General features: G+C 55.0%; 25 protein-coding genes. 13 read left to right on the plus strand and 12 right to left on the minus strand.

Annotated features, from left to right (window positions below):
- The first annotated feature begins 10 nt into the window (after nt 1-10).
- The gene (locus ACIGCM_RS06945; protein WP_397501313.1) at nt 11-628 is read left to right on the plus strand and encodes a hypothetical protein; all 618 of its coding nucleotides are present in this window, start codon (nt 11-13) and stop codon (nt 626-628) included.
- Between the two features lie 12 nt (nt 629-640).
- Here the strand turns inward: ACIGCM_RS06945 and mtgA are convergent, their stop codons facing one another.
- Nucleotides 641-1,375 carry a monofunctional biosynthetic peptidoglycan transglycosylase gene (gene mtgA / locus ACIGCM_RS06950; RefSeq protein ID WP_397501314.1) on the minus strand — a complete coding sequence of 245 codons (735 nt, stop codon included), beginning with the start codon at nt 1,373-1,375 and terminating at the stop codon, nt 641-643.
- 67 nt (nt 1,376-1,442) lie between these two features.
- Between mtgA and ACIGCM_RS06955 the strand changes: the two genes are divergently transcribed.
- The 6 genes from ACIGCM_RS06955 to ACIGCM_RS06980 all read left to right on the plus strand — a co-directional run bounded on the left by ACIGCM_RS06955 (nt 1,443) and on the right by ACIGCM_RS06980 (nt 8,380).
- Nucleotides 1,443-1,820, plus strand: coding sequence for a DUF423 domain-containing protein (locus ACIGCM_RS06955; protein WP_397501315.1), 378 nt, complete (start codon nt 1,443-1,445; stop codon nt 1,818-1,820).
- A 127-nt stretch (nt 1,821-1,947) separates the two neighbouring features.
- Nucleotides 1,948-2,148, plus strand: coding sequence for a sulfur carrier protein ThiS (thiS, locus tag ACIGCM_RS06960; RefSeq protein ID WP_397501316.1), 201 nt, complete (start codon nt 1,948-1,950; stop codon nt 2,146-2,148).
- A 103-nt stretch (nt 2,149-2,251) separates the two neighbouring features.
- Nucleotides 2,252-3,046 carry a thiazole synthase gene (locus tag ACIGCM_RS06965; RefSeq protein WP_397501317.1) on the plus strand — a complete coding sequence of 265 codons (795 nt, stop codon included), beginning with the start codon at nt 2,252-2,254 and terminating at the stop codon, nt 3,044-3,046.
- Nucleotides 3,047-3,208: 162 nt separating this feature from the next.
- Entirely contained in the window at nt 3,209-3,880 is a 672-nt protein-coding gene (gene trmB / locus ACIGCM_RS06970) for a tRNA (guanosine(46)-N7)-methyltransferase TrmB (RefSeq protein ID WP_397501970.1), read from the plus strand.
- A gap of 396 nt (nt 3,881-4,276) precedes the next feature.
- Nucleotides 4,277-5,620, plus strand: coding sequence for a DUF1329 domain-containing protein (locus ACIGCM_RS06975; RefSeq protein ID WP_397501318.1), 1,344 nt, complete (start codon nt 4,277-4,279; stop codon nt 5,618-5,620).
- Between the two features lie 831 nt (nt 5,621-6,451).
- Nucleotides 6,452-8,380, plus strand: coding sequence for an ATP-dependent DNA helicase RecQ (locus ACIGCM_RS06980; RefSeq protein WP_397501319.1), 1,929 nt, complete (start codon nt 6,452-6,454; stop codon nt 8,378-8,380).
- On the opposite strand, the gene ACIGCM_RS06985 is transcribed toward ACIGCM_RS06980, so the two are convergent.
- From ACIGCM_RS06985 to ACIGCM_RS07000, 4 genes are read right to left on the minus strand one after another with little or no spacing between them, the layout of a single operon-like run.
- Complete coding sequence (locus ACIGCM_RS06985; RefSeq protein WP_397501320.1) at nt 8,377-8,997, minus strand: ABC-type transport auxiliary lipoprotein family protein; 621 nt, start codon at nt 8,995-8,997, stop codon at nt 8,377-8,379. The two genes, ACIGCM_RS06980 and ACIGCM_RS06985, sit on opposite strands and share 4 nt — an antisense overlap.
- Nucleotides 8,994-9,908, minus strand: a complete 915-nt coding sequence (locus ACIGCM_RS06990; protein ID WP_397501321.1) for an MlaD family protein — start codon at nt 9,906-9,908, stop codon at nt 8,994-8,996. Before ACIGCM_RS06990 ends, ACIGCM_RS06985 begins: the two co-directional genes overlap by 4 nt.
- On the minus strand, nt 9,908-10,696 hold the full coding sequence (locus ACIGCM_RS06995) for an ABC transporter ATP-binding protein (protein WP_397501322.1): 789 nt from the start codon (nt 10,694-10,696) through the stop codon (nt 9,908-9,910). The genes ACIGCM_RS06990 and ACIGCM_RS06995 overlap by 1 nt, the downstream gene beginning before the upstream one ends.
- Nucleotides 10,693-11,838, minus strand: coding sequence for an MlaE family lipid ABC transporter permease subunit (locus ACIGCM_RS07000; protein WP_397501323.1), 1,146 nt, complete (start codon nt 11,836-11,838; stop codon nt 10,693-10,695). The genes ACIGCM_RS06995 and ACIGCM_RS07000 overlap by 4 nt, the downstream gene beginning before the upstream one ends.
- Nucleotides 11,839-12,007: 169 nt before the next feature.
- On the opposite strand from ACIGCM_RS07000, the gene ACIGCM_RS07005 reads away from it, so the two are divergent.
- Nucleotides 12,008-12,445 carry a DUF3465 domain-containing protein gene (locus ACIGCM_RS07005; RefSeq protein WP_397501324.1) on the plus strand — a complete coding sequence of 146 codons (438 nt, stop codon included), beginning with the start codon at nt 12,008-12,010 and terminating at the stop codon, nt 12,443-12,445.
- A gap of 6 nt (nt 12,446-12,451) precedes the next feature.
- Here ACIGCM_RS07005 and ACIGCM_RS07010 read toward each other — a convergent pair whose 3' ends face one another.
- Both ACIGCM_RS07010 and ACIGCM_RS07015 read right to left on the minus strand, forming a co-directional pair.
- Nucleotides 12,452-12,706, minus strand: coding sequence for a hypothetical protein (locus tag ACIGCM_RS07010; RefSeq protein WP_397501325.1), 255 nt, complete (start codon nt 12,704-12,706; stop codon nt 12,452-12,454).
- A 78-nt stretch (nt 12,707-12,784) separates the two neighbouring features.
- On the minus strand, nt 12,785-13,681 hold the full coding sequence (locus ACIGCM_RS07015; RefSeq protein WP_397501326.1) for a LysR family transcriptional regulator: 897 nt from the start codon (nt 13,679-13,681) through the stop codon (nt 12,785-12,787).
- A 102-nt stretch (nt 13,682-13,783) separates the two neighbouring features.
- Between ACIGCM_RS07015 and ACIGCM_RS07020 the strand changes: the two genes are divergently transcribed.
- The 4 genes from ACIGCM_RS07020 to ACIGCM_RS07035 all read left to right on the plus strand — a co-directional run bounded on the left by ACIGCM_RS07020 (nt 13,784) and on the right by ACIGCM_RS07035 (nt 18,512).
- Entirely contained in the window at nt 13,784-15,022 is a 1,239-nt protein-coding gene (locus ACIGCM_RS07020; protein WP_397501327.1) for a 3-hydroxyacyl-CoA dehydrogenase NAD-binding domain-containing protein, read from the plus strand.
- The gene (locus ACIGCM_RS07025; RefSeq protein WP_397501328.1) at nt 15,019-16,809 is read left to right on the plus strand and encodes an acyl-CoA dehydrogenase C-terminal domain-containing protein; all 1,791 of its coding nucleotides are present in this window, start codon (nt 15,019-15,021) and stop codon (nt 16,807-16,809) included. Before ACIGCM_RS07020 ends, ACIGCM_RS07025 begins: the two co-directional genes overlap by 4 nt.
- Before the next feature lie 62 nt (nt 16,810-16,871).
- A complete protein-coding gene (locus ACIGCM_RS07030; protein ID WP_397501329.1) occupies nt 16,872-18,035 on the plus strand; it encodes an iron-containing alcohol dehydrogenase in 1,164 nt (387 codons plus the stop codon).
- Nucleotides 18,036-18,074: 39 nt separating this feature from the next.
- On the plus strand, nt 18,075-18,512 hold the full coding sequence (locus ACIGCM_RS07035; RefSeq protein ID WP_397501330.1) for an acyl-CoA thioesterase: 438 nt from the start codon (nt 18,075-18,077) through the stop codon (nt 18,510-18,512).
- A gap of 77 nt (nt 18,513-18,589) precedes the next feature.
- Here ACIGCM_RS07035 and ACIGCM_RS07040 read toward each other — a convergent pair whose 3' ends face one another.
- From ACIGCM_RS07040 to ACIGCM_RS07060, 5 genes are all read right to left on the minus strand, one after another.
- Nucleotides 18,590-19,003 (minus strand): glycine zipper domain-containing protein, encoded by a 414-nt coding sequence (locus ACIGCM_RS07040; protein ID WP_397501331.1) that lies wholly within the window; start codon nt 19,001-19,003, stop codon nt 18,590-18,592.
- A gap of 196 nt (nt 19,004-19,199) precedes the next feature.
- Complete coding sequence (locus ACIGCM_RS07045) at nt 19,200-19,676, minus strand: hypothetical protein (protein ID WP_397501332.1); 477 nt, start codon at nt 19,674-19,676, stop codon at nt 19,200-19,202.
- A gap of 269 nt (nt 19,677-19,945) precedes the next feature.
- The gene (locus ACIGCM_RS07050; RefSeq protein WP_397501333.1) at nt 19,946-22,282 is read right to left on the minus strand and encodes an FdhF/YdeP family oxidoreductase; all 2,337 of its coding nucleotides are present in this window, start codon (nt 22,280-22,282) and stop codon (nt 19,946-19,948) included.
- Nucleotides 22,279-23,112 (minus strand): formate dehydrogenase accessory sulfurtransferase FdhD, encoded by an 834-nt coding sequence (fdhD, locus tag ACIGCM_RS07055; protein ID WP_397501334.1) that lies wholly within the window; start codon nt 23,110-23,112, stop codon nt 22,279-22,281. Before fdhD ends, ACIGCM_RS07050 begins: the two co-directional genes overlap by 4 nt.
- A 118-nt stretch (nt 23,113-23,230) precedes the next feature.
- The gene (locus ACIGCM_RS07060) at nt 23,231-24,118 is read right to left on the minus strand and encodes a LysR family transcriptional regulator (protein ID WP_397501335.1); all 888 of its coding nucleotides are present in this window, start codon (nt 24,116-24,118) and stop codon (nt 23,231-23,233) included.
- Nucleotides 24,119-24,302: 184 nt separating this feature from the next.
- Between ACIGCM_RS07060 and lysM the strand changes: the two genes are divergently transcribed.
- Entirely contained in the window at nt 24,303-24,743 is a 441-nt protein-coding gene (gene lysM, locus ACIGCM_RS07065) for a peptidoglycan-binding protein LysM (RefSeq protein ID WP_089360338.1), read from the plus strand.
- Nucleotides 24,744-24,769: the final 26 nt, after the last annotated feature.

The raw sequence follows: 24,769 nt of genomic DNA on the forward strand, positions 1-24,769 counted from the left end.
GAGGGAAAATATGAAGTTAGCGCCGTTGCGAGTTCAGCATTGGTTCATTTTTGCAGGTGTCGCGGTTATCTTTTTTAGCTGGGGTGCATGGTTGATGCGCGGTTCGCAAACCCTGGAGCCGCTGGCTTGGCTGCAAAAGTGGCAGACTGAAATTTTCAACCCACTGGCCGCTGATCAACTCAGCCTAATGCGCCTGAGCAGTGAAGTTGAAGACGACGGTGAACTTTGGTTGCAGCCCCGCCTCGATGGCTCTCGACTTCTCTACCGCAGCGAGTTGCAGGCAGATGATCAGGTCTGGAGTGTCGAGGCTAGAATTGCCCTGAGCAATGATGAGTTGGTCAGCCTGATGGCGGCTGCGGGCGTTGACGAAAAAGGCGAAGAGCAGCCGCTGAGCGCGCAGTTGGTCAGGCAGCTTGGTCATTACGAGGTTGTCTACCTGAGCCTCAAGCCCCTTGATGCTGTCACTACTGAGCAGATCATCAGCAGCGTCGGTCAGCCGAAACTACGCCTTGAGCTCAAAGAAGGGGGCCAAGCACTGGTTTACCCCTCGCTTGGTCTGACGGTGCACACCCTTGATGACGATGTTGATCTGCTGTTTGCAGTGCCTCAGCGTATGCTCACCCCCTAACGTTGGGCTGGGCTACCTGCCCATCGCGTCTGCCAGCCATTGCGGCTTTGATGGGCTGAGTTGGTTCAGGTAATGACTGCCGCCGAGTTGGCGCATTTGTCGGCGAATCCAACTGGCTCGGCGATTGATATAAGCAGTTGGCCGACTGGCACTCCACTCGCGTGGATTCGGCAGCACCGCCGCCAGTAGACTGGATTGATGAGCTGACAGATAGGATGCACCCGTGCCGAAGTGATGCTCTGCTGCAGCCTGAGCGCCAAATACGCCTTCGCCCCATTCAGCCGTGTTCAAATAGACTTCGAGAATTCGCTGCTTCGGCCAAAGTAACTCAAGCAAGCCAGTGAACCAGACCTCAATGCCTTTACGCAGCCAACTGCGGCCGGACCAAAGAAACAGGTTTTTTGCCACTTGCTGGCTCAGGGTGCTGGCACCACGCACGCTGCCACCTTCCTGATTGTGCTCAATCGCTGCGCGGATCGCGGCAACGTCAAAGCCCCAATGTTCAGCGAATTTCTGGTCTTCCCCGGCGATCACTGCGATTTTCAGGTCATCAGGCAGCTCTTTCCATGGCCGCCACGTGCGCTGCAGGTCAATAGGCTTGCCGTCCATCCACGATTGCACTTTGCGCTCGACCATGAGTGCGCTACCCGGCGGTGGCACCCAACGCAACACCAGCACCAGCAAGGCAGAGCCAGCCATAAACCAGAGCAGGGATTTGAATAGAATGCGGCGGATGGTTTGGAACATGCGTGCTTGGCCCGGCGGAGTTTGCGAGCCATTATAACGATCGTACTGGCATTGTCTGGAGTGATCGATGGCTCGTTTGTGGTTAATCTTGTCGGCTGTTGCCGGTTTTACCGGGGTGGGCCTGGGTGCATTCGCTGCCCATGGTCTCAAGAAGACCCTCAGCAGCGACTATTTGGCGGTATTTCAAACAGGTACCCATTATCAACTGATCCATGCGTTGGCCCTCTTTGGTGTTGGGCTGCTTGCGCTCTATGTGCCGGGGCGCTGGGTTAACTTGGCAGGTGCGTTCTTTGCGGCAGGCATCGTGCTGTTTTCTGGCAGCTTATATGCCTTGAGCCTCAGTGGCATCGGCAAGTTAGGGATCATCACCCCCTTTGGCGGTTTGGCGTTTTTACTGGGCTGGTTGTGCCTGGGTGTCGCCGCGTGGCGCTTAACCCCGAACTGATCGACCCGCCCGTGATTGTTAGCTGACTCGTGCGTCAGAAAACAGCGAGAATGATGCGCTTTGGCCTTGGTCATAGCGGGTGATCGGGCTAGAATGCTGACCCCTTTGAATTTGGGACCGCTACGTCATGCGCATTCAACTCAATGGTGAGCCTCTTGAGCTTGCCGATGGCCAGACTGTCGCTGGGCTGATTGCTCAGCTAGATCTGACGGGCCGCCGCGTTGCGGTCGAGCTCAATCTTGATATTGTGCCTCGCAGCCAGCACGTCAGCACAGTGTTGTCTGAAGGTGATCGGATAGAGGTTGTCCACGCAATCGGTGGCGGCTGAGGTATTCAGCCATCCCTGAATATCAGTAAGTGTTGCATCCCGCCAACTCAAGCTAAAGCCGTTCGCCAGGCTTTAGGAGCGCAACCCGCACCAGGAGTTTTCGATGAGCCAAGTTCGTAACGATAAACCTTTCACGCTCGCCGGTCGTACCTATCAATCGCGTTTGTTGGTAGGGACAGGTAAGTACCAGGATCTGGAACAAACCCGTGTTGCCATCGAGGCTTCTGGAGCAGAGATCGTCACCGTCGCGGTGCGCCGTACCAATATCGGCCAGAATCCGGACGAGCCTAACTTGCTCGATGTGATCTCACCCGATCGCTATACCATTTTGCCAAATACTGCAGGTTGCTATGACGCCGCCGAGGCGGTGCGTACCTGCCGCTTGGCTCGCGAACTGCTCGATGGCCACAACTTGGTCAAGCTTGAAGTACTGGCCGATCAGAAAACCTTGTTCCCTAACGTGATCGAGACCATCAAAGCGGCTGAAATTCTGGTCAAAGATGGCTTTGATGTGATGGTCTACACCAGCGATGATCCGATTATCGCCCGCCAACTGGCTGAGATGGGCTGCATTGCAGTAATGCCTCTGGCTGGACTGATCGGCACTGGCTTAGGCATCTGCAACCCATACAACCTGCGCATTATCCTCGAAGAAGCCACCGTCCCCGTACTGGTTGATGCCGGTGTGGGGACCGCATCAGATGCCACCATCGCCATGGAACTGGGCTGCGAAGCCGTGCTGATGAACAGCGCCATTGCCCATGCACAAAACCCTGTGATGATGGCTGAAGCGATGAAGTACGCCATTGAAGCCGGTCGTCTGGCTTACTTGGCGGGGCGTATGCCGAAGAAGCTTTATGCCAGTGCGTCATCGCCGCTTGAAGGTATGATTCGCTGATAAGTCACGGAAAAACTACTGCGCTAGGGTTTCCGGGTTTCATTTTTAATTATTTGCCATCCGGTGTTGGCCTTTGCCTTGACGCTGGATGGTGCGGTTTGACCGAGTAAAGAGTACGAAATGACTGATTCTCCACAGGCCAAGCCTGACACTTCGCCTAAGCTGCGCACCATCAAGAGCTTTGTTATGCGCGCTGGGCGCATGACTGAAGGGCAACAGCGGGGGCTGGATCAGGGCTTGAGCAAGTTCGGTCTATCGCTTGAGGACGGCCCGCAAGATTTCGATGCGGTGTTTGGGCGTCACGCCCCCCGCACCTTTGAAATCGGCTTTGGCATGGGTCACTCCTTGCTTGAAATGGCGGCTGCGGCACCTGAGCACGACTTCATTGGGGTTGAAGTGCACCGTCCAGGCGTCGGAGCGCTACTCAATGGTCTGCTGACACAGAACCTCAACAACGTCCGCGTTTACAGCTGTGATGCCTTGGAAGTACTGCGTAACTGCGTCGCCGACAACAGCCTTGATCGACTGATGCTGTTCTTTCCGGACCCATGGCACAAGGCACGTCATCACAAACGACGTATCGTTCAACTCGAGTTTGCTGAGCTGGTTCGCCAGAAGCTTAAAGTCGGCGGTGTGCTGCACATGGCCACTGACTGGGAACCTTATGCTGAGTACATGCTGGAGGTTATGAATGCTGCGCCCGGCTACAAAAACCTAGCTGAAGACGGCACCTGGGTTCCGCGTCCTGCAGAGCGGCCAATCACCAAGTTTGAACGCCGCGGTGAACGTCTGGGTCATGGTGTCTGGGACCTTAAGTTCGAGCGACAAGACTAAAACGTCACTCATTGCGCCGCCACAGCCAGTGGCGGTTACAAAAAGCTGCAATTGCTTGGCCTGCGCCAATCGCCCGTGATTCAAGCCTTGCTTGCACTGCATGAGCGGCTGCGTGCGTGTTGCACAACAAATTTGTGACTGACCCAAAGCAAATGCTTGTTTGAAAGAGTAGACTGCGCCCGGCCTTTTAGCCGTGATCCCTTGCTAATGCCTTTGCAGCAAGGAATTAAGGCGTCTGTACGCCACGCTAGTCGGCCCACTTCAAGGACGAAACACTAGACCGAAAGAACTCGGTGCCAGGATGGCTTCTCACCAAGACTGACCAATAAAGCCAAGCATCTGCTTGCGCATAAAAAACAGCGGTGCATGAAAGAAGTCTGCGCTGTGGGGAGTACTGTGTTGCGTAAATTTTCGATTCTGTTATTGGCTACAGTAGCGCTGCATGCGCACGCCAAGGTTGATCCTGCTCAGGCCGCCCGGCTTGGCCAGGATCTGACGCCACTGGGCGGTGAAATGGCCGGTAATGCCGCTGGCACCATACCGCGCTGGGAAGGCGGTTTAGCCAAGCCGCCTGCCAACTATTCCCCGGGTATGCATCACCCCGATCCCTATGCGGGTGAGCAGCCGCTGTATCAGGTCAACAGTCAAAACATAAGCCAGTATCAAGCGCAGTTGCCCTTGGGCTTGAAGGCCTTGTTGGAGAAAAACCCCGATTATTATCTACGGGTTTTCCCGACCCATCGTAGCGCTGCAGCCCCGCAACGCATTTACGATGCCACTCGCTACAATGCGGTTAATGCGCAGCTGATTTCTGGTGGCAATGGAGTGGAAGGCGTTGCCTCAGGCATACCCTTTCCATTGCCGCAAAATGGCCAAGAAGCCATCTGGAACCACATCATGCGTTACCGTGGCGACCAGATCAGCTTTGTGACGAATCAGGCCGCGGTGCTCTCAAACGGCTCATACAACTTGCTCAAGCTTGAGCGTGATGTGTACTTCCTATACGGCCGTGAAGGCGTGACGCCAAAAGACCTCAATAACACCTTGTTCTACTACAAGTACAAGGTCATAGCGCCATCTAAACTCGCCGGCTCTGCGCTGGTTGTGCAGGAAACCCTTGATCAAGTCTTGGCGATTCGCAAAGCCTGGCGTTTTAACCGGGGTGAACGCCGCGTGCGCCGGTTGCCAATGCTGGCGTATGACACCCTGCAGCCAGATACCAATGGTATGGCCACCGCAGACGTTGTTGACTCCTACAATGGCGCGCCTAACCGCTACGAGTGGAAGTTGCTCGGCAAGCAGGAAATGATTGTGCCGTACAACAGTTATGCGGTGCATCAACAGGGCATCCCATACGAGAGCATCCTTAAACGCAACACGCTCAGCCCTGAGTTGCTGCGTTATGAGTTGCACCGCGTATGGATCGTCGAAGCAGACCTGCGCAAGGGCTTTAGTCACCCCTATGCCAAACGCCGGTTTTATATCGATGAAGACAGCTGGCAAATCTTGGCGGTTGATTTGTACAACAAAGAGGGTGCGTTGAGCGGCCTGCAGGAAAGCCATCCGATCAGCTATTACGATGTGCCGATGTTTGGCAGCACCTTGGAAACTATCTACGACTTCAACGGCGAGCGTTATTTTGTCGATGGTCTTGATAACAATGAGCCCATGTACAACTTCAACGTTGACCTCACTCCGCGTGATTTCACCCCACAAGCGTTGCGTCGCTCGGGCAATTGATAGCGTGCTGGTCTAGACGATTGACCCAGGGCGCCCCTGTAGATCGGGTGCGTTAGGTGCCCGTTAAACGTTCACTAAGATCCTCATTTGTGCCGGGGCCAGACGCGGAAAAGCCGCCTTAAGGCGGCTTTTTGTGTGTGACTGCTGATACAGTTACGACACGTTACGCGGGTGTTGCAATGGAGATACGGATGAAACAGGGGCCGCTCATCACGGCTATATATGTCGCCTATGTGCTGTGCTCTGATCACTGAGTGATATCGTCATTCGCTGTTCTACAGTGGATCCAACTCGTCTGTGCGCTGCCAGCTCCAGATTTTCTGGTTGTCATCAGACATATGCCGGTTTGCCGCTACGGACTGCTGGTGCTGAACATTGAAATAACCACATCACGTGGAGTTTTCAGGCCCAGTTGTCGGCTAACTTGAGGGTTTTGATACTTAACCAGTGGCAAGGTCGTGAGCCTCGTGTACCAACTCCTGCTAGGCAAGAGCATGTGGTGCGTAGGGTGTTCGGCCTGCTTTGTTGATGGTTTAGTTCAAAGCAGACAAGCTGCCGTAAAAACCGATTCCTTCATACCAAGCTCCTGTGTAACTGCGCATGGACTTAATCTACTCCAAGCTCAGCGCTCCCGTTAGATGGATTGGTCATAGCCAGCGAATTAATATTTCCTTAAAACTGGACGTGCTGGCGGGGCCAGTAAATACGGGCGATCTGCTCGAAATTAAACAGGTAAAATCAACTGACCAGTCGTCGAGAGGGTACTCACTCGGCCATCAAGCTGTCACATTCCTTATCCGCGCTTAGCCGCACGCCCTTTAGGAGAGAGTGTTGATTTACCAAAGCTTGCAACACACATTTGGCTACCAGCAGTTCCGCCCCGGTCAGGAGGCGGCAATCAATGCGGTCATGGCGGGTCGGTCGGTTGCGGCAATCTTTCCGACGGGCTCTGGCAAGTCGATGTGTTATCAGTTGCCGGCCATGCACCTGCCGCACCTGACATTGGTTGTCTCGCCACTGCTGGCTTTGATGCAGGACCAACTGGCCTTTTTACAGCGTCACTCGATAAAAGCAGCCAGTATCGATTCAGCCCAGAGTCGGGAGGAGACGGCACAGGTCATGCGCGACGCCAAAAGTGGCGAGCTAAAAGTTCTAATGATTTCAGTCGAGCGTTTAAAGAATGAGCGCTTTCGTCACTTTATCCAGCAGGTGCCAATTTCCTTGCTGGTGGTCGATGAGGCGCACTGTATCTCTGAGTGGGGGCACAACTTCCGACCCGATTACTTGAAGCTGCCGGCGTACCGTCGGCAGTTCAATATTGCCCAGGTATTACTGCTCACCGCGACAGCAACACCGCCAGTTATCGCGGATATGCAGCGCAAGTTCGAGATTGCTGAAACCGATGTGGTGACCACCGGTTTTTACCGGCCCAACCTGAATCTGCTGGTCGAACCTGTTAGCGGGGCAGACAAGCAGCGGCGCTTGGTTCAATGGCTGTCTGCAAAGACAGGGCAGCCTAGCATTGTCTATGTCACCCAGCAGAAAACCGCCGAGCAGGTAGCCGACTTACTGGCGTCCAAGGGCTTCCCTGCCAGTGCCTACCATGCCGGCATGCCCCATGAACGCCGCGAGTCGATCCAGCGCCAGTTTATGGGCGGTGAGTTGAACTGCATCGTCGCCACTATCGCCTTCGGTATGGGCATCGATAAAAGTGATATCCGTAACGTTGTGCACTATGACTTACCCAAATCAGTTGAGAACTACAGTCAGGAAATCGGGCGCGCCGGACGTGACGGCCAGCCTTCAGACTGCTGGGTGATGGCCAATCGCGACAGCCTGAATGTGTTGGAAAACTTCGTCTACGGCGATACGCCCGAGCGGGAAGGGATCAGTTATGTGCTGGGTGAGCTGCTCGCCAGTCGCGCCGATGGCCAGTGGGAGCTGACCTTTAATGCGCTTTCTGAGCAGAGCAACATTCGCGTGCTGGCGTTGAAGACACTGTTGGTGCAGTTAGAGCTCAAAAGCATTATTGCGCCGAAATACGCTTATTTTGCCGAGTATCGTTTTAAGTACTTGATTGAACCTGAGCAGTTGCTCGCGAAGTTCACGGGCGAGCGGCGTGAGTTTGTTGAGGCGTTGGTGGCATCATCGAAGCGGGCAAGAACCTGGTGTACGGTCGACTTTGATCAGCTCTACCAGCAATACAAAGCCGAGCGCGCCCGGGTGATAAAAGCCTTGGATTATTTTCAGGAAAACGCCTGGATAGAGCTTGAAAGCAAGCAGATGACAGACGTGTATAGCGTGCTTGATAGCGGCTTTGATTGCGCCCAGTTATGTGCTGAGTTGTATGACTATTTCAAGCAGCAAGAGGCCAGCGAAATCAAACGCATTCATGCCATGCTCGACTTGTTTGCAAGCGATAGATGCTTGAGCCAACGACTGGCCAATTACTTTGGTGATACCCAGGCGCCTTTGCAGTGCGGTCATTGTTCTGTCTGTCAGGGCCGGGTTGCACACCTGCCTGAAGTGCCCGCATTAGCGCCGCTCAGCCAGCAGTCGGTGGCCACCTTGGGCGCTGAGTTTATTCAGCGCTACCAAGGCATAAAGGCGGGCGCACCGAGTAGTGAATGCTTAACCCGGTTTTTGTGTGGAATCAGCGTGCCTCTGTTTACCACGCTCAAAGCGCGCAACATGGCGGGGTTCGCGGCGCTGCAGGAATACCCATACGCCCAAGTGCGGGCATGGGTCGAAGCTGTTTAGGGCTGCTTAACTGCGCGCGAGCTTTGGCTGACGGTCCATTCAAGCACTTGCGCTGAGAGAGCATCCGCTGCGTTGCCAAAGGCTGCAACTACGTTGTCGACAGAGGCGTCCGCTGCTGCTTGGCTGATGCTGAAGCGTTTGCTGGCAATTATCTGTTGCTGGCTGCCGACCAGTTGCGCATCAAGTTGGATCTGCACCTGCGGTGCGCCATTCTGGTATTCGCTTTGAAATGCGCGAAGGCTGCTGACCAGTTGCAGGTCGGTGTGCAGATGGTTGTCGTCACTGCTCACGGCAGCAAAGCGATTAGCGTTGACGAAGCCGTCGATCAAGCGATCACGCAAGATACTCGGTGCACGATCGCTCCAGCGTACGCCTTGATAGGTGCTCACCTGATTGCCATCTGGCAGCACGACAATCCGTGAGCTATCGAGAATCTGGTTGCTGTTTGGGCGGTTGATTTGCAAGGTCATCGGGCTGCGCGTTGCTGCCGAACTGGTGCTGGACAGAGTGCTTGGCAGGCGATAAACATGCAGTTGCTCAGGCTCCGGCAAGATAGAGCAGGCACTGAGCATAAGCGTGCTGAAGGCCAGTGCACTGACGCTGATAAACCGCTTCATGGTTGAAACTCCTTAATGCTATCGCTGCGCAACAGCGAGGCTGGATCGTCCTCAACGCGGCGTGAGAACGAGCGGATCGCGCCCATGGTGTCGCGCAGCTCATTAAGCGCAGGCCCAAGGTTACTGACGCCCTGCATGCCTTGGCGAAGCGCGTCGCGATTCTCGCTGAGAATACGTTCGATATTGTTGCTGCTGCGCTCCAGTGATGCGCTGATGCGCTCAATATTGTCGAAGCTCTTGCGCCCGGAATCATTGAGCAAGCTATTTGCATTGCGCATCAGTGTGGCGGTTTCAGCGCTGGCGATGCTGATTTGATTTGCGGTTTTGTTCAGGGTATCGCGTTGCTCGGCGACCATTGCGGTGACATCTTCAAGGTTTTTCAGGGTCTTCGATACATGCTCCAGATTTTCATCGTTGAGCAGGTGATTGGCTTGGTTGATCAAGTGATTGACGTTGAATACCAAGTCATCGCCATTGGCGAGCAGTTTGGCCAGGGGGGAGCGGTCTGCAATGATTTCCGGGCGTTCACCTTCTTCGCTTAACAGTCGAGGGCTTTGCGGGGTGCCGCCGTGCATTTGGATCACGGCTGTTCCGGTAATACCGGTGATCGACAAGCGGGCACGGGTGTCCGTTTTGATCGGCGTATTGCTGGCGATACGAATCCAGGCGATGACTTTGCGCGGGTCTTTTTTATCCAGAAACAACCGCTGCACATCGCCAACAGTGATGCCGCTGTATTGCACAGCGCTGCCGCGTGAGAGGCCGCTAACGGTTTCATTGAAAACCACGCTGTATTCATTGTACTGCTGGTCGGCAGAGTGCTTGCTCAACCAGATGGCAAATACCAGCGCAGCGCTAACCACTATGACGGTAAACAGGCCGATCAAAACATGATGTGCGCGAGGTTCCATTAAGCTCTCCGTGGCGCGTTATCCGCCGCCTGCTTGGCCGCGCGTCCACGCGGGCCGTGAAAATACTGCTGAATCCATGGGTCGTCTGTTGCAGCGACGTTTTCCAGCGTGTCGGCGACCAGTACGCGTTTTTGTGAGAGCACGGCGATACGGTCGCAGATGGTGTAGAGCGTATCGAGGTCGTGGGTCACCAGAAATACGCTGAGACCGAGTGCATCGCGTAGGGTCAGAATGAGCTGATCGAAGTCGGCAGCCCCAATCGGGTCGAGCCCGGCGGTGGGTTCATCGAGGAACAGAATGTCGGGCTCAAGCGCCAAGGCACGGGCTAGGGCTGCGCGTTTGATCATGCCGCCGGATAACTCAGCCGGGTATTTATCACCGGTTACGCAGGGTAAGCCGACCATGGCAATTTTGACTCTCGCCAGTCGCTCAGCCGAGGCGCGGCTGAGCTTGGCATGTTCAATCAGCGGTAGCGCAATGTTTTCGGTGACCGTGAGGGATGAAAACAAAGCTCCACGCTGATATAGCACGCCGAATCGCCGTTCGATCAAGGAGCGTTGTTGTTCATTTAGCTCAAGCAAGGTTTGCCCAAAGACATTGATCGTGCCTTCATTTGGCTCACGCAAGCCGACAATTGAACGCAGCAACACAGACTTGCCCGTACCAGAACCGCCGACCACACCAAGCACTTCACCACGGTATAAATCGAGGTCGAGGTTTTCATGCACGCTCTGCGCCCCAAAGCGGTTACACAGGCCTCGCACTTCAATCACGGCATCCTGAGTCACCAGCCCATCTCCAGCATAAATAACGCAAAGATGGCATCGAGCAGGATCACCACGAAAATTGACTGAACCACGCTGGAGGTTGTGCGCTCGCCTACAGATTGGGCGCTGCCGGTGACTTTAAACCCTTCAAGGCAGCCAATGATTGCAATCAGAAAGGCAAAGATCGGCGCTTTGATCATGCCCACCAGAAAGTGCTTAAGCTCAATGCTTTCATGGAAAATGCTGATAAAGCTGGTGACTGAGATATTCAGGGTTAGTGCACAGACCATGGCGCCGCCGACAATGCCGCAGACCATTGCGATAAACGTCAGTATGGGCAGGGCAATCAACATGGCGTAGACCCGCGGCACCACGAGCAACTCAATCGGGCTGAGGCCGAGGGTGCGAATTGCGTCAATCTCCTCGTTGGCCTTCATTGAGCCGATCTGTGCCGTGAAGGCACTCGCTGTGCGGCCCGCCATCAAGATGGCCGTGAGCAGCACGCCAAATTCACGCAGGAACGAGAACGCCACTAGGTTGATGGTGTAAATGCTTGCACCAAAATCAGCGAGAATTGTGGCCCCTAGAAATGCCACAACTGCGCCGACCAGAAAGGTCAGCAGCGCCACAATTGGTACGGCATTGAGCCCGGTTTGTTCAAGGTGTGACGTCAACGAAGTAATACGCCAGCGCTTGGGTTTGAACATCACGCTGAGCATGGTGCTGACAGTTAAGCCAAAGAACCCAAGCAGCTCACGGGCTTTGCAAAAGACATCATCGACCGCCATGCCGATGTGGCCAAAAAACTCAGAAATGGCGGAAGGACTTTTCGCCGGTGGCGTTCGGCGTGACTCCGTAATCGCATGGCCTACGCTCTGTAGCAGTAGCCGCCGTTCGGAGCTCAGTTGCGGCGAGTCGGCTGCTAGGCTCTCAAGCCGCGCTGCGCCGAGCAGGTCGACCAATAAGGCTGCGCCAGCTGTATCCAATTGGTTTATATCGTTGAGGTCGATAGTCGCATCAGCAGGTACATCTTCACGGGCGCGCATCACTTGCGGTTCGAGCGTGGCGAAGTGGGTCAAGGTCCAATCACCGCCAACGTGCAAGCCAGAGCCTGCATCCTTGCGGTCTAATGGGTGCGCGTTAATAAAGGGTGCTGTGGTCATGTGCCTGATTTAACCTGCTCGCTTTGCCGATAACAGTAACAGAGTCAGCGCCTTGTCATAACTGATCTGCTCGCTAATTGCAGCGCAGCATCCGGCATGCAAGCTAGAATCGCTTAAATGTAAATGGATCTCCGCCGTGCATGGCAGCGCTTATGGATAGCAGATAACGATGAAAAAATTCGCCTACTTGATTGTTGCCTTAGTCCTGGCTTATGGCTTTGCCAAAGAGCAGGGGATTTCCCTGCCAGGCGTTACCCAAAACCCGGGCTCAAGCGCCAATGCCGAACTGTTGCAGGCCTACAGCCGCCAGCAAAGTAATGTTCAGGTTGCAGGTCAGGGTGTTGTCGCTAAGGTGTTACGCGATGATTTGAAAGGCTCGCGGCATCAGAAATTTATCCTTCAAATTGCCGATGGTCCGAGCATATTGGTTGCCCACAATATTGACTTGGCTCCACGTATTGACGGCTTGCGCGCTGGCGACAGCGTCGAGTTTTACGGTGAATACGAATGGAACAACAAAGGCGGCGTCGTGCATTGGACGCACCGCGACCCGGGGCGTCGACATGTCGATGGCTGGCTCAAACATCAGGGGCAAACGTTCGAGTAATGATGGTTATTCGATCATCTCTGCGCCCGCAATAACACCGTCTGGCAGGGCCACAGGAGACGGGGTGATTTGCAGGTATTTGATGCTCTCACGGGGAATCATCAGTAAGTCACCATCGACCTCGATTGATAGAAACGGCGACTCAAGCTGTTTGCGCAGGCCGCGGGCCACCTCCACCGGGTCGTTACTTTGCTGGGGAAAACGCAGCGCCAAACGCTGGCCGTCTTGGAAGTACAGATACAGGTGTTTGATCGGCGTCATTCGGGCAACTCCAAGGGAAAGTACTTTGCTGTACACCAAGCCTAGACGCTGTAATTGAGTTGCGCTCGGGCAGCACGGCTATGCGGCGACACACAGAAGCTGCTCGATCAACCACTGTAGTGCCGGGTCACGTTGGCGCTGGCTAAGGCTAACCACTTCAAGGTGAAAGGGTTCCAACTCGAAAGGTAAATCAAACAATTGCAGGGGTAACAAGGTGGCGAAATGCTGGGCCAACTGGTCTGGCAACACGGCTCCGAGGTCGCTGCTGGCGACGATATGTGCAGCTTGCAGGTAGTTCGGTGTGGTGTAGACCACTTCGCGCTGCAAACCCTGCTCGTTCAACCACTGATCAACCATGCCCCGTGTTTGCCCGCCGTGGACCCACAGTTGGCGCAGTTTGAGGAACAGCGCAAGGTCAACGCCATTGTTGACCAGCGGATGGTTTTTACGCACTGCGAATTGCAGGGTTTCACTGGCCCAATGCTGGCGGCTAAATCGGGCGGGAATGTCATGGAAACGGCCTAGCACCAGATCAAGGTCGCCATTATCCAGTGCTTCTGCCGGCAAGCGTGGATTCAGATGATGAATATCAATGCGTATCCCTGGCGCTGTTTCACTGAGTTTGCGCATTAACTGTGGCATGCAAATCAACTCGACGTAGTCCGTCAGGGCAATGCTGAAATGCTGGCTGCTACGGGCTGGGTCAAAGGTCTGCCCGGCCGTTAAGCTTTGCTCGATTTGCTGTAAGGCCAGACGAATTGGCCCGGCCAGTGCCAATGCGCGAGGTGTTGGCTGCATGCTGCGACCGGTGCGGACCAACAGCGGATCATCAAGTAATACTCGCAGGCGATTCAGCGCATTGCTCACTGCTGGTTGGCTCAACGCCAGGCGGTCAGCCGCGCGGGAAACATTTTGTTCACGCATGAGTGCATCAAGCACGCGCAGTAGGTTGAGGTCGAAGCTTTGTATATTCATGGGCTGAATAGGAAGTATCACAAGACTAAATTTCAAAAATAGTAGCGCGTTGCTTATGGTGATGGGCGATCTTTTGCCCGCTCAACTACAAGAGGGATAACCATGAGCAGTTTTTTTGATATTCAGCAGGCCGCCGTTATTGGTGCCGGGACCATGGGCCGTGGGATTGTCATGAGTCTGGCGAATGCGGGTATTGAGGTCCTTTGGTTGGACAGTAATGCGCAAATGCTTGAGCAGGCGATGGCCGTTGTCGCCAAGACCAACGCCCGCAATGTTGAATTGCAACGCATCAGCGCTGAGCAGTCGGCTGCCCGCTATGCCTGCATCACTCCCGTCAATGATTACGCCGCCCTGGCCGATGTCGATCTGGTGATTGAGGCGGTTTATGAAAATCTTGAGCTTAAACAGCAAATCTTTCGCACTTTAGATGAAACGCTCAAGCCTGGTGCGATTCTGGCGAGCAACACGTCGGCGCTGGATATAGACGCCATTGCTGCTGTTACCCAGCGGCCGGATCACGTACTGGGGCTGCACTTCTTCAGCCCGGCCCACATCATGAAACTGCTGGAAATTGTGCGTGGTGAGAACACCTCAAAAGCCGTGCTGGATGCGGCCTTAGCGCTGGGTAATCGGATTGGTAAAGTCAGTGTGGTTGCGGGCAATTGCGATGGTTTTATTGGCAATCGCATGCTCAGCACCTACGTGCGGGAAGCGCGGATGATGTTGCTCGAAGGTGCGTATCCCCATCAGATAGACGCTGCGCTGCAAAGTTTTGGCTTCGCCATGGGACCGTTTCGTATGTACGACGTGGTCGGAATCGACTTGGAATGGCGTGCTCGTGAGTTGGCGGGTAAAGGTCAGGACGAGCCAGTGGTGCAAATTGACAATCGCCTATGTGAACTCGGCCGCTTCGGTCAGAAATCCGGTATGGGTTATTACCGTTACGCCGAGGGCAGTCGTCAGGCCGAGCATGACCCCGAGGTTGATGCGCTGGTGCTTGGCGTTTCTGAGCAGCTTGGTTTCAAACGCCGCGATATTGGCCCAGAGGAAATTCTTGAGCGTTGCTTGCTGGCGCTGGTCAATGAAGGTGCGAAAATCCTTCAGGAAAATATTGCCGCCAATAGCCAGGATGTCGATCTGGTCTATCTCAATGGCTATGGCTTCCCGGCTGACAAAGGTGGCCCAATGAGCTGGGCCGATACTCAAGGCGCGGCAGACATTTTGGCGCGGCTGCACTATTTACAAGAAAACCAGGGCGAACATTGGAAACCAGCGCAGTTGATTACCCAGCTGGCCGCGAGTAACAAGCGCTTTGCTGATGTGCAGGAGGGTTCGCTATGAGCTATCAGGCACCGCTGCGCGATATGCGTTTTGTCATCCATGAGTTATTCGATATCAGCGGCCATTGCCAAATCTTAGGTAACGGTCTGGATCCTGAGCTGATTGATGGCGTGCTGGAAGAAGCCGCACGCTATGCCAGTGAAGTGGTTGCCCCGCTCAATCGCAATAGCGACGAGCAGGGCGCCAGTCTTGTAAATGGAAACGTGACTACGCCTGATGGTTTCACTGAAGCCTATCAGCAATATGTTGATAACGGCTGGGCGAGCATGACCGGCCCATCTGACTTTGGCGGACAGGCATTGCCACAATTGCTGGCCTGTAACTTCCACGAGATGCTGATGGGGGCTAGCTTATCGTTTCGGGTCTATTCAGGGCTCACCGAAGGCGCTGTGCTCGCGCTCAATGCCCACGGCAGTGAAGAACTAAAGCAGGCTTACCTGCATAAACTGGTCAGCGGTGAATGGACCGGTACCATGTGCCTGACCGAACCCCAGGCCGGTACTGACCTGGCCTTGCTAAGGACCAAAGCAGAGCCACAAGCTGACGGTAGCTACCGAATCAGCGGCAATAAGATTTTTATCAGCGGTGGCGAGCAGGATCTCAGCGAGAATATCGTCCATCTGGTCTTGGCGCGCTTGCCCGATGCGCCTGCTGGTGTCAAAGGCATCAGTTTGTTATTGGTGCCCAAGTTCACCGTTAATGCTGATGGCAGCCTGGGCCCGCGCAACTCGCTGAGCTGTGGTGCGCTAGAGCACAAAATGGGGATCAAAGGCGCGGCGACCTGCGTCATGAACTTTGACGGCGCGACTGGCTGGCTTGTCGGTGAGGCAAATCAAGGTTTGGCGGGCATGTTCACCATGATGAACGATGCGCGCTTCCAAGTTGGCTTGCAGGGCTTAGGCGTTGCCGAAGCGGCATTTCAGGGCGCGCTGAGTTATGCCCGCGAGCGTTTACAGTCACGCGCGTTGACGGGCCCTGCTGCACCTGAGAAAGCCGCAGACCCGATCATCGTTCATCCTGATGTACGGCGTATGTTGTTGACGCAAAAAGCCCTGGTCGAAGGCTCACGGATGCTGGCCGGCTACACCGCGCGTCTGCTCGACTTAGAGCACGGCCATCCCGATGCCGACGCACGTAAAGCATCAGCTAAGCGTGTGGCGTTGCTGATCCCTATCGTCAAAGCGTTTTTCACCGACATGGGCCAGGAAGTCGCCAGCCATGCGGTGCAGGTCTATGGCGGGCACGGCTACATTCGCGAGTGGGGCATTGAGCAGCTAATGCGCGACAGTCGCATTACCCAGCTTTATGAAGGCACTAACGGTATTCAGGCGTTGGATTATATCCGCCGTAAATTGTTGGGCGATGGCGGCCAACAGTTGACTGAGTTGTGTGCTGAATTTAGCCAGTTGTGTGCGGCCCAATCTCAGCGCCCCGCACTAAAGGTCATGGCTGCAATTGTGCAAGCGCGTTTAGATCAATGGGGCAAGCTGACGGCTGATGTCATTGCTGCATGTCAGCGTGATCCGCAAGAGATTGGTGCGTGCTCGGTGGACTTCTTACAGTATTCGGCCTATGTGTTGTTAGCAGGCTTTTGGTTGCAGGCTGCTGCTCGTGCACAAGACCAGCTTGATGCTGGCAATGCCGATTCGGCGTTCTATCAGGCCAAATTACACAGTGCGAATTTCTACCTGCAGCGCGTACTGCCGCGTGCCAGCATGCACCGTGAAGCCCTATTGGGCGGTGCTGACTGCCTGATGGCCATGCCAGAGGCCAGCTTTGCGTTTTAATGGTCACCAGCGCCGTTTAGCGGCGCTGCACACCGAGAAAAGATAATAAGAGGACATAGCTCATGCGCCCATTCAGCTTTGCCACAACCGCACAGATTATCTGCGAGTCCGGCTCTTCTAATCGCCTGGCCGCGTTATGCCGCGAGCGTGGTGCCAAACGTGTGCTGATTGTTACCGATCCCGGAATTACCCAGTTGGGATTGCTGCGCTCGGTATTGCCGGGCTTTGCTGCCGAACAGGTGGCGTATGAGGTGTTTGATCAGGTCGTCGCCGACCCGCCAGAGGCAATCGTTGAGGCGGCGCTTTTCCAAGCGCGAGAGATGCAAGCCGAGTTAGTTGTTGGTTTCGGTGGCGGCAGTTCGATGGACGTTGCCAAGCTGATCGCCTTGCTTGCGCATCCACAAAGCAGCCAAAAACTGGCTGATATCTACGGTGTGGGTAATGCGACAGGCCAGCGTCTACCGTTGATTCAAGTACCGACGACGGCAGGTACCGGTTCAGAGGTCACTCCTGTGGCGATTGTTACCACGGGCGAAACCACCAAGATGGGCGCTGTTTCACCGCTTTTACTCCCTGACTTGGCCCTGCTTGATGCTGATTTGACCTTGGGTCTGCCGCCTGCGGTAACTGCCGCCACTGGCATTGACGCCATGGTGCACGCGATTGAGGCCTACACCAGCGTGCACAAGAAAAACCCATTATCGGACATGCTGGCGCGGGAAGCCCTGCGTCTATTGGCGGCTAACCTCGATGAAGTTGTGCATAACGGCAGTAATCGCGAAGCGCGCCAGGCAATGCTGCTGGGTGCCTGTTTGGCTGGGCAGGCGTTCGCCAACTCGCCTGTCGCTGCGGTCCATGCGCTGGCATATCCACTGGGTGGGCACTTTCACATTCCCCATGGCTTGAGCAATGCTTTGGTTCTGCCCCATGTATTGGGCTTCAATGCCAGCGCCGCGGCACCGTTATACGCTGAGTTGGCACCCCTGGTGCTGGGTGAGAAGTTGCGCGCGGGCGCGGCGATGGACCAAACCGAGCAGTTCATTATGGAGTTGGCAGACTTCAGTGAACGCAGCGGTTTGCCAACCCGATTGCGTGACGCAGGTGTTGAGCAACACATGCTTGGGCAGCTGGCGCGTGATGCAATGCTGCAACAGCGCTTGCTGATCAACAACCCCTGTGAAATGACTGAACAACACGCCTTGGCGATCTATCAATCAGCCTATTGATAAGCCGCCTTGCATGGCTATTTCAAACAAGGATTTTGCATGAACCAAGCCCAACACCTGCGTACCGATTACCGCCACCTGCAAGCTGTCACCACGCGCTGGCATGACAATGACATCTATGGGCACGTAAACAACGTCACCTATTACAGCTACTTTGACAGCGCAGTTAACAGCTATCTTATTGAGGTTGGGGGGCTGGATATTCACAATGGCGAGGTGGTTGGCTTCGTGGTCAGCTCAAGTTGCGATTACTTTGCCTCGATTGCATTCCCGGATCAGATCGAGCTTGGGCTGCGAGTTGGAAAACTGGGCAACAGTTCAGTGCAATACGAGCTGGCGGTGTTTAAGCAGGGCGAGGAGTTGGCCTGCGCAGCTGGGCGGTTTGTGCATGTCTTTGTTGACCGGCAAACGAACAGGCCGGTTGCCATTCCTGATCAGTTGCGCAGTGCGTTGGCTGAGCTAGTTGTCGGGCAATAAACCGAGCAAGCTTGTGCTTTTGCAACCAACAAAAAGCCCGCAACGAATGCGGGCTTCTGTGTAAAACGAGTCGTTAATCAGTGATGCTTTTTGTGTTTCTTGTGTTTGTTCTTACCATGATGATTATCATGGTCGTTATCGTCGGCAAGGTTGTTACCCAGCGCGCCACCTGCTGCGCCGCCAAGCCCTGCGCCAATGGCCGAACCGGTGCTGCCGCCAAGCTGATTGCCCAGCACTGAACCGCCTGCTGCACCCAGACCGCCGCCTACGGCAGATTCGGTCTTATTGCCATCGCGTGAGCTCATGGCACCACCCGCTGCGCCACCGACACCTGCGCCCACTGCCGCGCCAGTACTGCCGCCGACTTGCTGGCCGATAACATTGCCCAGCGCACCGCCCACGCCACTGCCGATGGCGACTTTTCCGTCATCAGCAAAAGCCATGGGGACTGTCAGGGCGCTAAAGGCCAAAGCAGTGATTAATTTGCGCATAAAAAATCTCCTTATAAACACCCCCAGCCGGCTATTTACCTAGGGTTAGACTCAGCTGGGCGGCACCTGACTGTGATGCAATTTGCACACAGCGCTACTGATTAGTTCGATAGCAAAAAGCCTTCAGAGTTCCCCTTTATTTTGTGTGGCATTGCGTTGGATGCCACAGTCACTGGGCTGGGCCTAAGGCAAGGGGCTAGCGGCGATGCCAGCTTCTGTCCCAATGCTTTTTGTGATGTTTCTTGTGTTTCCAGTCGCGGCGGTGGCGATCGTGGTGATGGCGGTCCTCGTGATAGCTCTTATGGTCATCAGAGCGGCTTTCGTTGGCGTAGTAGTTACCCAGTGCGCCGCCTGCACCACCTCCCAACGCTGCGCCAACCAAGCCGCCGTTGGTGCCGCCGACATAGCGTCCGGCAACGTTGCCGCCTGCACCACCAAGGCCGCCGCCAATGGCGGCTTCAGTGCGGTTGCGGCGATCTGCCCCGGCTGCACCACCAGCTGCTCCGCCCACACCTGCGCCAATTGTCGCGCCTGTGCTGCCGCCAAGTTGCTGGCCAACGGCGGCACCTAATACGCCACCTAGCGCGCCACCTAAACCGGCTTCAGTGCCACCGGCGAAAACGTTGGCGCTGCCCAGGCTCAGGGCAATAAATACAATTGAGGAGTACTTCATGGCTTCAATCACTCAATGAAAGTTGATGCCGCGATCCTCTTGTTGTCTAGCCCCCTGCGCAAGCTTAATCCGACCAGTAACCCGAGTTATTCATATTTCTTAAATATATGTTTTTAAAGGAGAACTATATTAAATATGGCGATGTCTGAGACTGATTGGCTAGATCCGGTTTTAGCTCTTTTGGGCTGATTTTGAGATCAACCCGCCACTATGGCAGGCTGATATTTCCGGCACGTTGACACGCTGCGCAGTGTCTCTCCAGCAACGCACTATGCGCTTTTGGCTTCGATCATCTGCTTGTCGGTCTCACTTGCAAACAAGCGGATGGCGATAAATTTCGAGGTTGGGGTAAAGCTACCGCTGCCGAAGCTCTGCAAGGGCACCAGTGGGTTTGCTTCCGGGTAGTAGGCGGCAGCCTGACCCGCTGGAATGTCGAATGCAAGCAGGGTAAAGCCCACAATCTTGCGCTCAAGGCCGTCATCCCAAAGCGACACAGCATCGACTTTTTGCCCGGTTTTAAAGCCCAGGCGGATGATGTCTGCCCCATTGGCAAAAATCACTTTGCGCTGGCCGGTGACACCCCGATAGCGATCATCCAAACCATAAATGGTGGTGTTGTACTGATCATGCGAGCGCAAGGTTTGCATGATTAAATCGGCCTGCTGGCCGCTGCGTTTTGCCTGCTCGGGGATTAAGTCTTCAAGCAGCGGGTTGGCCTTGAAGTTGGCTTTTCCCGACGCAGTTTGCCACTGACGCTCGGCGGCTGAGTTGCCCAGATAGAAACCACCGGGTTGCAGCAGTCTCTGATTGAAATCAGTGAATCCGGGAATGGTGTCGGCAATCAGCTTGCGAATCTCCCGGTAATCGGCAATCAGTGCATCCCAGTTGACGGGGGTATCACCCAATGTCGTTTTGGCCATGCCCGCGATAATTGCTGGCTCTGAACGCATCTGTGTTGATAACGGGGTGAGTTGGCCGTAAGAGGCGTGGATCATGCTGAATGAGTCTTCAACAGTGACCGCTTGCGGCCCTCCGGCTTGCTCGTCGATATCGGTCCTGCCCAAGCACGGCAGAATCAACGCATTAGTCCCGGTGGTCAGGTGGCTGCGGTTGAGTTTGGTGCTGATTTGCACAGTCAGCTCGCAGTTCTGCAGGGCCTTGTGGCTCAGTGGTGTGTCCGGTGTTGCCTGGGCAAAGTTACCACCCAAGGCGACAAATACGCGGGTCTCGCCTGCCAGCATGGCGTTGATAGCTTCCACCACATTGTGGCCTTCTTCACGCGGTACGCTGAATTTGAAGCGTTGTTGCAGCGCATCCAGCAACTCTGCTGACGGGCGTTCGTTGATGCCCATGGTGCGGTCGCCCTGCACGTTGCTATGGCCGCGCACTGGGCACAAGCCAGCGCCGGGGCGACCAATATTGCCGCGCAGCAATTGCAGGTTGGTGATCTCCTGAATAATCGCAACCGAATGCTGATGCTGAGTGATACCCATGGCCCAGCACATGATTACCCGCTGTGCCTCACGATATAGCTGTGCAGCATGCTCCAGCTCTTGCAAGGTCAGGCCAGATTGTTCAACTAGCGATTGCCAGGAGCTGTTATCAAGCAGGTTCAGGTACTCGTCGATCCCTTGGGTATGCGCCGCGATAAAGGCATGATCGAAGACGCTGGGCTGATTGCTGCTCACTGCCTCGCGCTCCCACTGCAGCAGGAACTTGGCGATGGCGCGCATCGCAGCCATGTCGCCACCCAGTGCTGGGCGAAAGAAACGGGTGTTGATTGGCTCAGAGCCATTGGTCAGCATTTCTATGGGATGTTGGGGATGCTGAAAACGCTCAAGCCCACGCTCTTTCAAGGGGTTGAAGCAAACCACCTGGGCGCCGCGCTTGACTGCCTCACGCAGCGGTTCCAGCATGCGCGGATGGTTAGTCCCTGGGTTCTGGCCCAAGACAAAAATCGCATCGGCCTTGTCGAAGTCACTAAAGGTGACTGTGCCTTTGCCAATACCAATGCTTTGGCTCATGGCTACGCCGCTGGCTTCGTGACACATGTTCGAGCAGTCGGGAAAATTATTGGTGCCCAGCGCACGGCCAAACAGCTGATACAGGTAGGCAGCCTCATTGCTGGCGCGGCCTGAGGTGTAGAAATCTGCCTGATTGGGGCTGTCGAGGCCCTTGAGGTGTTTGGCGATTAAGCCAAAGGCGTCGTCCCAACTGGTTGGCACATAGTGATCGGTTGCTCTGTCATAGCGCATTGGCTCGGTCAGGCGGCCTTGGTATTCCAACCAATAGTCGCTTTGTTCACGCAGTTGAGTGACGCTGTAACGCGCAAAAAAAGCGGCGTTGACTGAGCGACTGGTGGCTTCCCAATTCACTGCCTTGGCGCCGTTTTCGCAGAACTTCACGCGGTCACTTCCGGGCGAATCACCCCATGCACAGCCGGGGCAGTCGAAACCTCCATTCTGATTAGTCTTGAGCAGGGCACGCAGGTTCTTGAGTGGCTGCTTACTGTCGAGCCAGAAGCGCGTTACGCTGCGCAGCGCGCCCCAACCCGCAGCAGGCCCCTTGTAATGTTGGTAGCGTGGGTTAACGACTTGCATGTTCATTGCTTGGGCGCCCTTGTTGGTGCCGGGCTGAAAACCCTTGGCGAACTGTGATGGGGGAGATGAATCAAGTTGAGGTTATACCGCCGTGCCCACTGCACACTGAGTGCGGTTGGAGCAGACAAGCTGACTAAGGTGCTAATGCCTGCGCGAATGGCTTTCTGGATGAGTTCCAGGCTGCAGCGGCTGGTGATCACTGCGAAGCCTTGCTGGGCATCCAGTGGGTTGTGACTCAAGGCACCGATCAATTTATCCAGCGCATTGTGTCGTCCGATGTCTTCGCGGCAGAGGCTTATCTCGCCTTGGGCATCAACCATCAGTGCTGCATGTAATGCGCCGCTGGAGCGTGCTAGCCGCTGCTGGGCAGCGATGCGCTGGCGCAGCTCAACAAGGTGTTCGGCTGGCGGTAGCGGGCTGTTCGGTAACGCCTCAAGCTCGGGTAAGGCTTGATCCAGTGCTTCCACGCCGCAAAGGCCACAACCACTGGTGCCCGCCAGCTGTCGACGGTGCTCCTTGAGTGCCCAAAATGCGCGATTACTCAGGGTGACCTGGGCGCTTAGGGCATCACCGCTGCGTTCAAGCTGGATGTCATAAATTTCATCGACGCCTTCTACAAGGGCATTGCTCAGGCTGAAACCCGCAATAAAGTCTTCAACGAACGAGGGTGAAACCATCATCACAGCATGGTTGATTCCGTTGTAACTGATGGCCAATGCACACTCATCGGCCAATATTACAGCGTCAGTGGCGCAGGCTTGGGTCAGCTCGGCGTAGCTGTAGTCTGTTGGGCCGGTGGTCTGTGTGCCCGGTTTGGCTGAGTCAGAGCTGGGCATGCACGTTCCCCACATTTGCGCGTTGGTGTTTACCAAGCCTATTGCTTTAAGTAGGGCACGTCTAATCGCTAATACTGATTCATTGATCGATACGCTCTATCGGCGTAAATAATCCGCCTTATAGCTTTAATAACAAGCCTTTAGCTTCATCAAAGCACGCTTGAGCCAGGGCTGAACGCAGACCGACAGCCCGCATTATTAAGCCAAACGGGGCTAACGTGTGGGCCGCCTCTATCGGTGTCAGTGCAAGGTGTTCGGTGAAGTCACTGAGCCCACTGTTTAAAGGCATCACTGCGCAGCAGATACCGGCGCTGACGGCTTGTAGCAGTTGGTGAACAGCATCTGTTTCAAGCCGTGGAATGGGTGTGATGCCTCGCGAACGCAGGTTATGGTCGATGGATTGCCGAAAGTGCATGCCGCTGGAGAGCAAGCCCAATGGCAATTCTGCGAGGTCATCCCACTTCAGTTGTGCAGTGGGAAATTGAAAATAACGCTGGTCATACAGCAGTCCCATGCGCGACTCAGCTAATTCAAGGCTTTGATAGTGATCGCGATCAAGGCGTTCAACATAAGACAGGCCGAGGTCGATCTGGTTACGACTTAAACGCTCAAGTATTTGCTCACTGCTCAGTGAGAACAGCTGAAAGCGCAAGCCCGGATGCTGTTTGGCAAATAGCTTGATCAAACGCATCGGGTCAAAACCTGCGAGCGGCACCACACCCAAGCGCAAGGTGCCAAGCAACTGGCCACGACAGGCTGCGGCTTCCGCATAAAGCCCGTCATGGGCGGCGATTACCGTACGTGCCCAAGCCAGAATCCGCTTGCCGTCTTCGCTGAAACCCTCAAAACGCTGACCACGCTGCACCAACTCCAACCCCAGTTCTTGCTCAAGGTTGCGCAAACGCATGGATAAGGTGGGCTGGGTGATATGGCAACGTGCTGCCGCTTGTCCGAAGTGACGGGTTTCATCCAGCGCGATAAGGAATTTAAGTTGTTTGATGTCCATTAGGGCCGTTCGCTTGGGCTGAGTTCGAGTGCGCGGAGATGGGTACAGTCGTCGGCGTTAATTATTTCGCTAAAACTATATATCAGGGATGAGCGGTGCTGGTCTGTTCTGATTTCAGACTAGACTGGTAAGTCCGAGCATGATGGGCTCGGGAATTTCCCAAGGATTGAGAGGAATATAAGCGATGAGTATTTTCAGTTTCGTCAAAGAAGCCGGGGTAAAACTCTGGGAGTCAGTGGTTGGCCAGGAGGCGCAAGCTGCTGAATCACTCCAAGCGCACGTGGCTAAGGTCGGCCTGGGCAATCCAGCTATTCAACTCAGTGTTGAAGGCGAAAAGGTGATAGCCAGCGGAGAGGTTGCCAGTCAGGAGGAGAAAGAAAAAATTCTCTTGGCGCTGGGTAACGTTGAAGGTGTATCTGAAGTTGAAGACAAGATCACCGTTGCTACACCTGCTCCAGAAGCTCGCTTTGTAACGGTTAAGAAAGGTGACACCCTGAGTGCAATTGCCAAAGCTGAATACGGCAATGCCAACGCCTACAACAAGATTTTTGAGGCCAACAAGCCAATGCTTAGCCATCCGGACAAAATTTATCCGGGGCAAGTACTGCGCATTCCGCAGGAGTAAGCCGTCGAGGCTTCCAAGGTTTGGCT

This window comes from Pseudomonas sp. NPDC078700 (assembly GCF_044542375.1).
Classification (GTDB): Bacteria; Pseudomonadota; Gammaproteobacteria; order Pseudomonadales; family Pseudomonadaceae; genus Aquipseudomonas.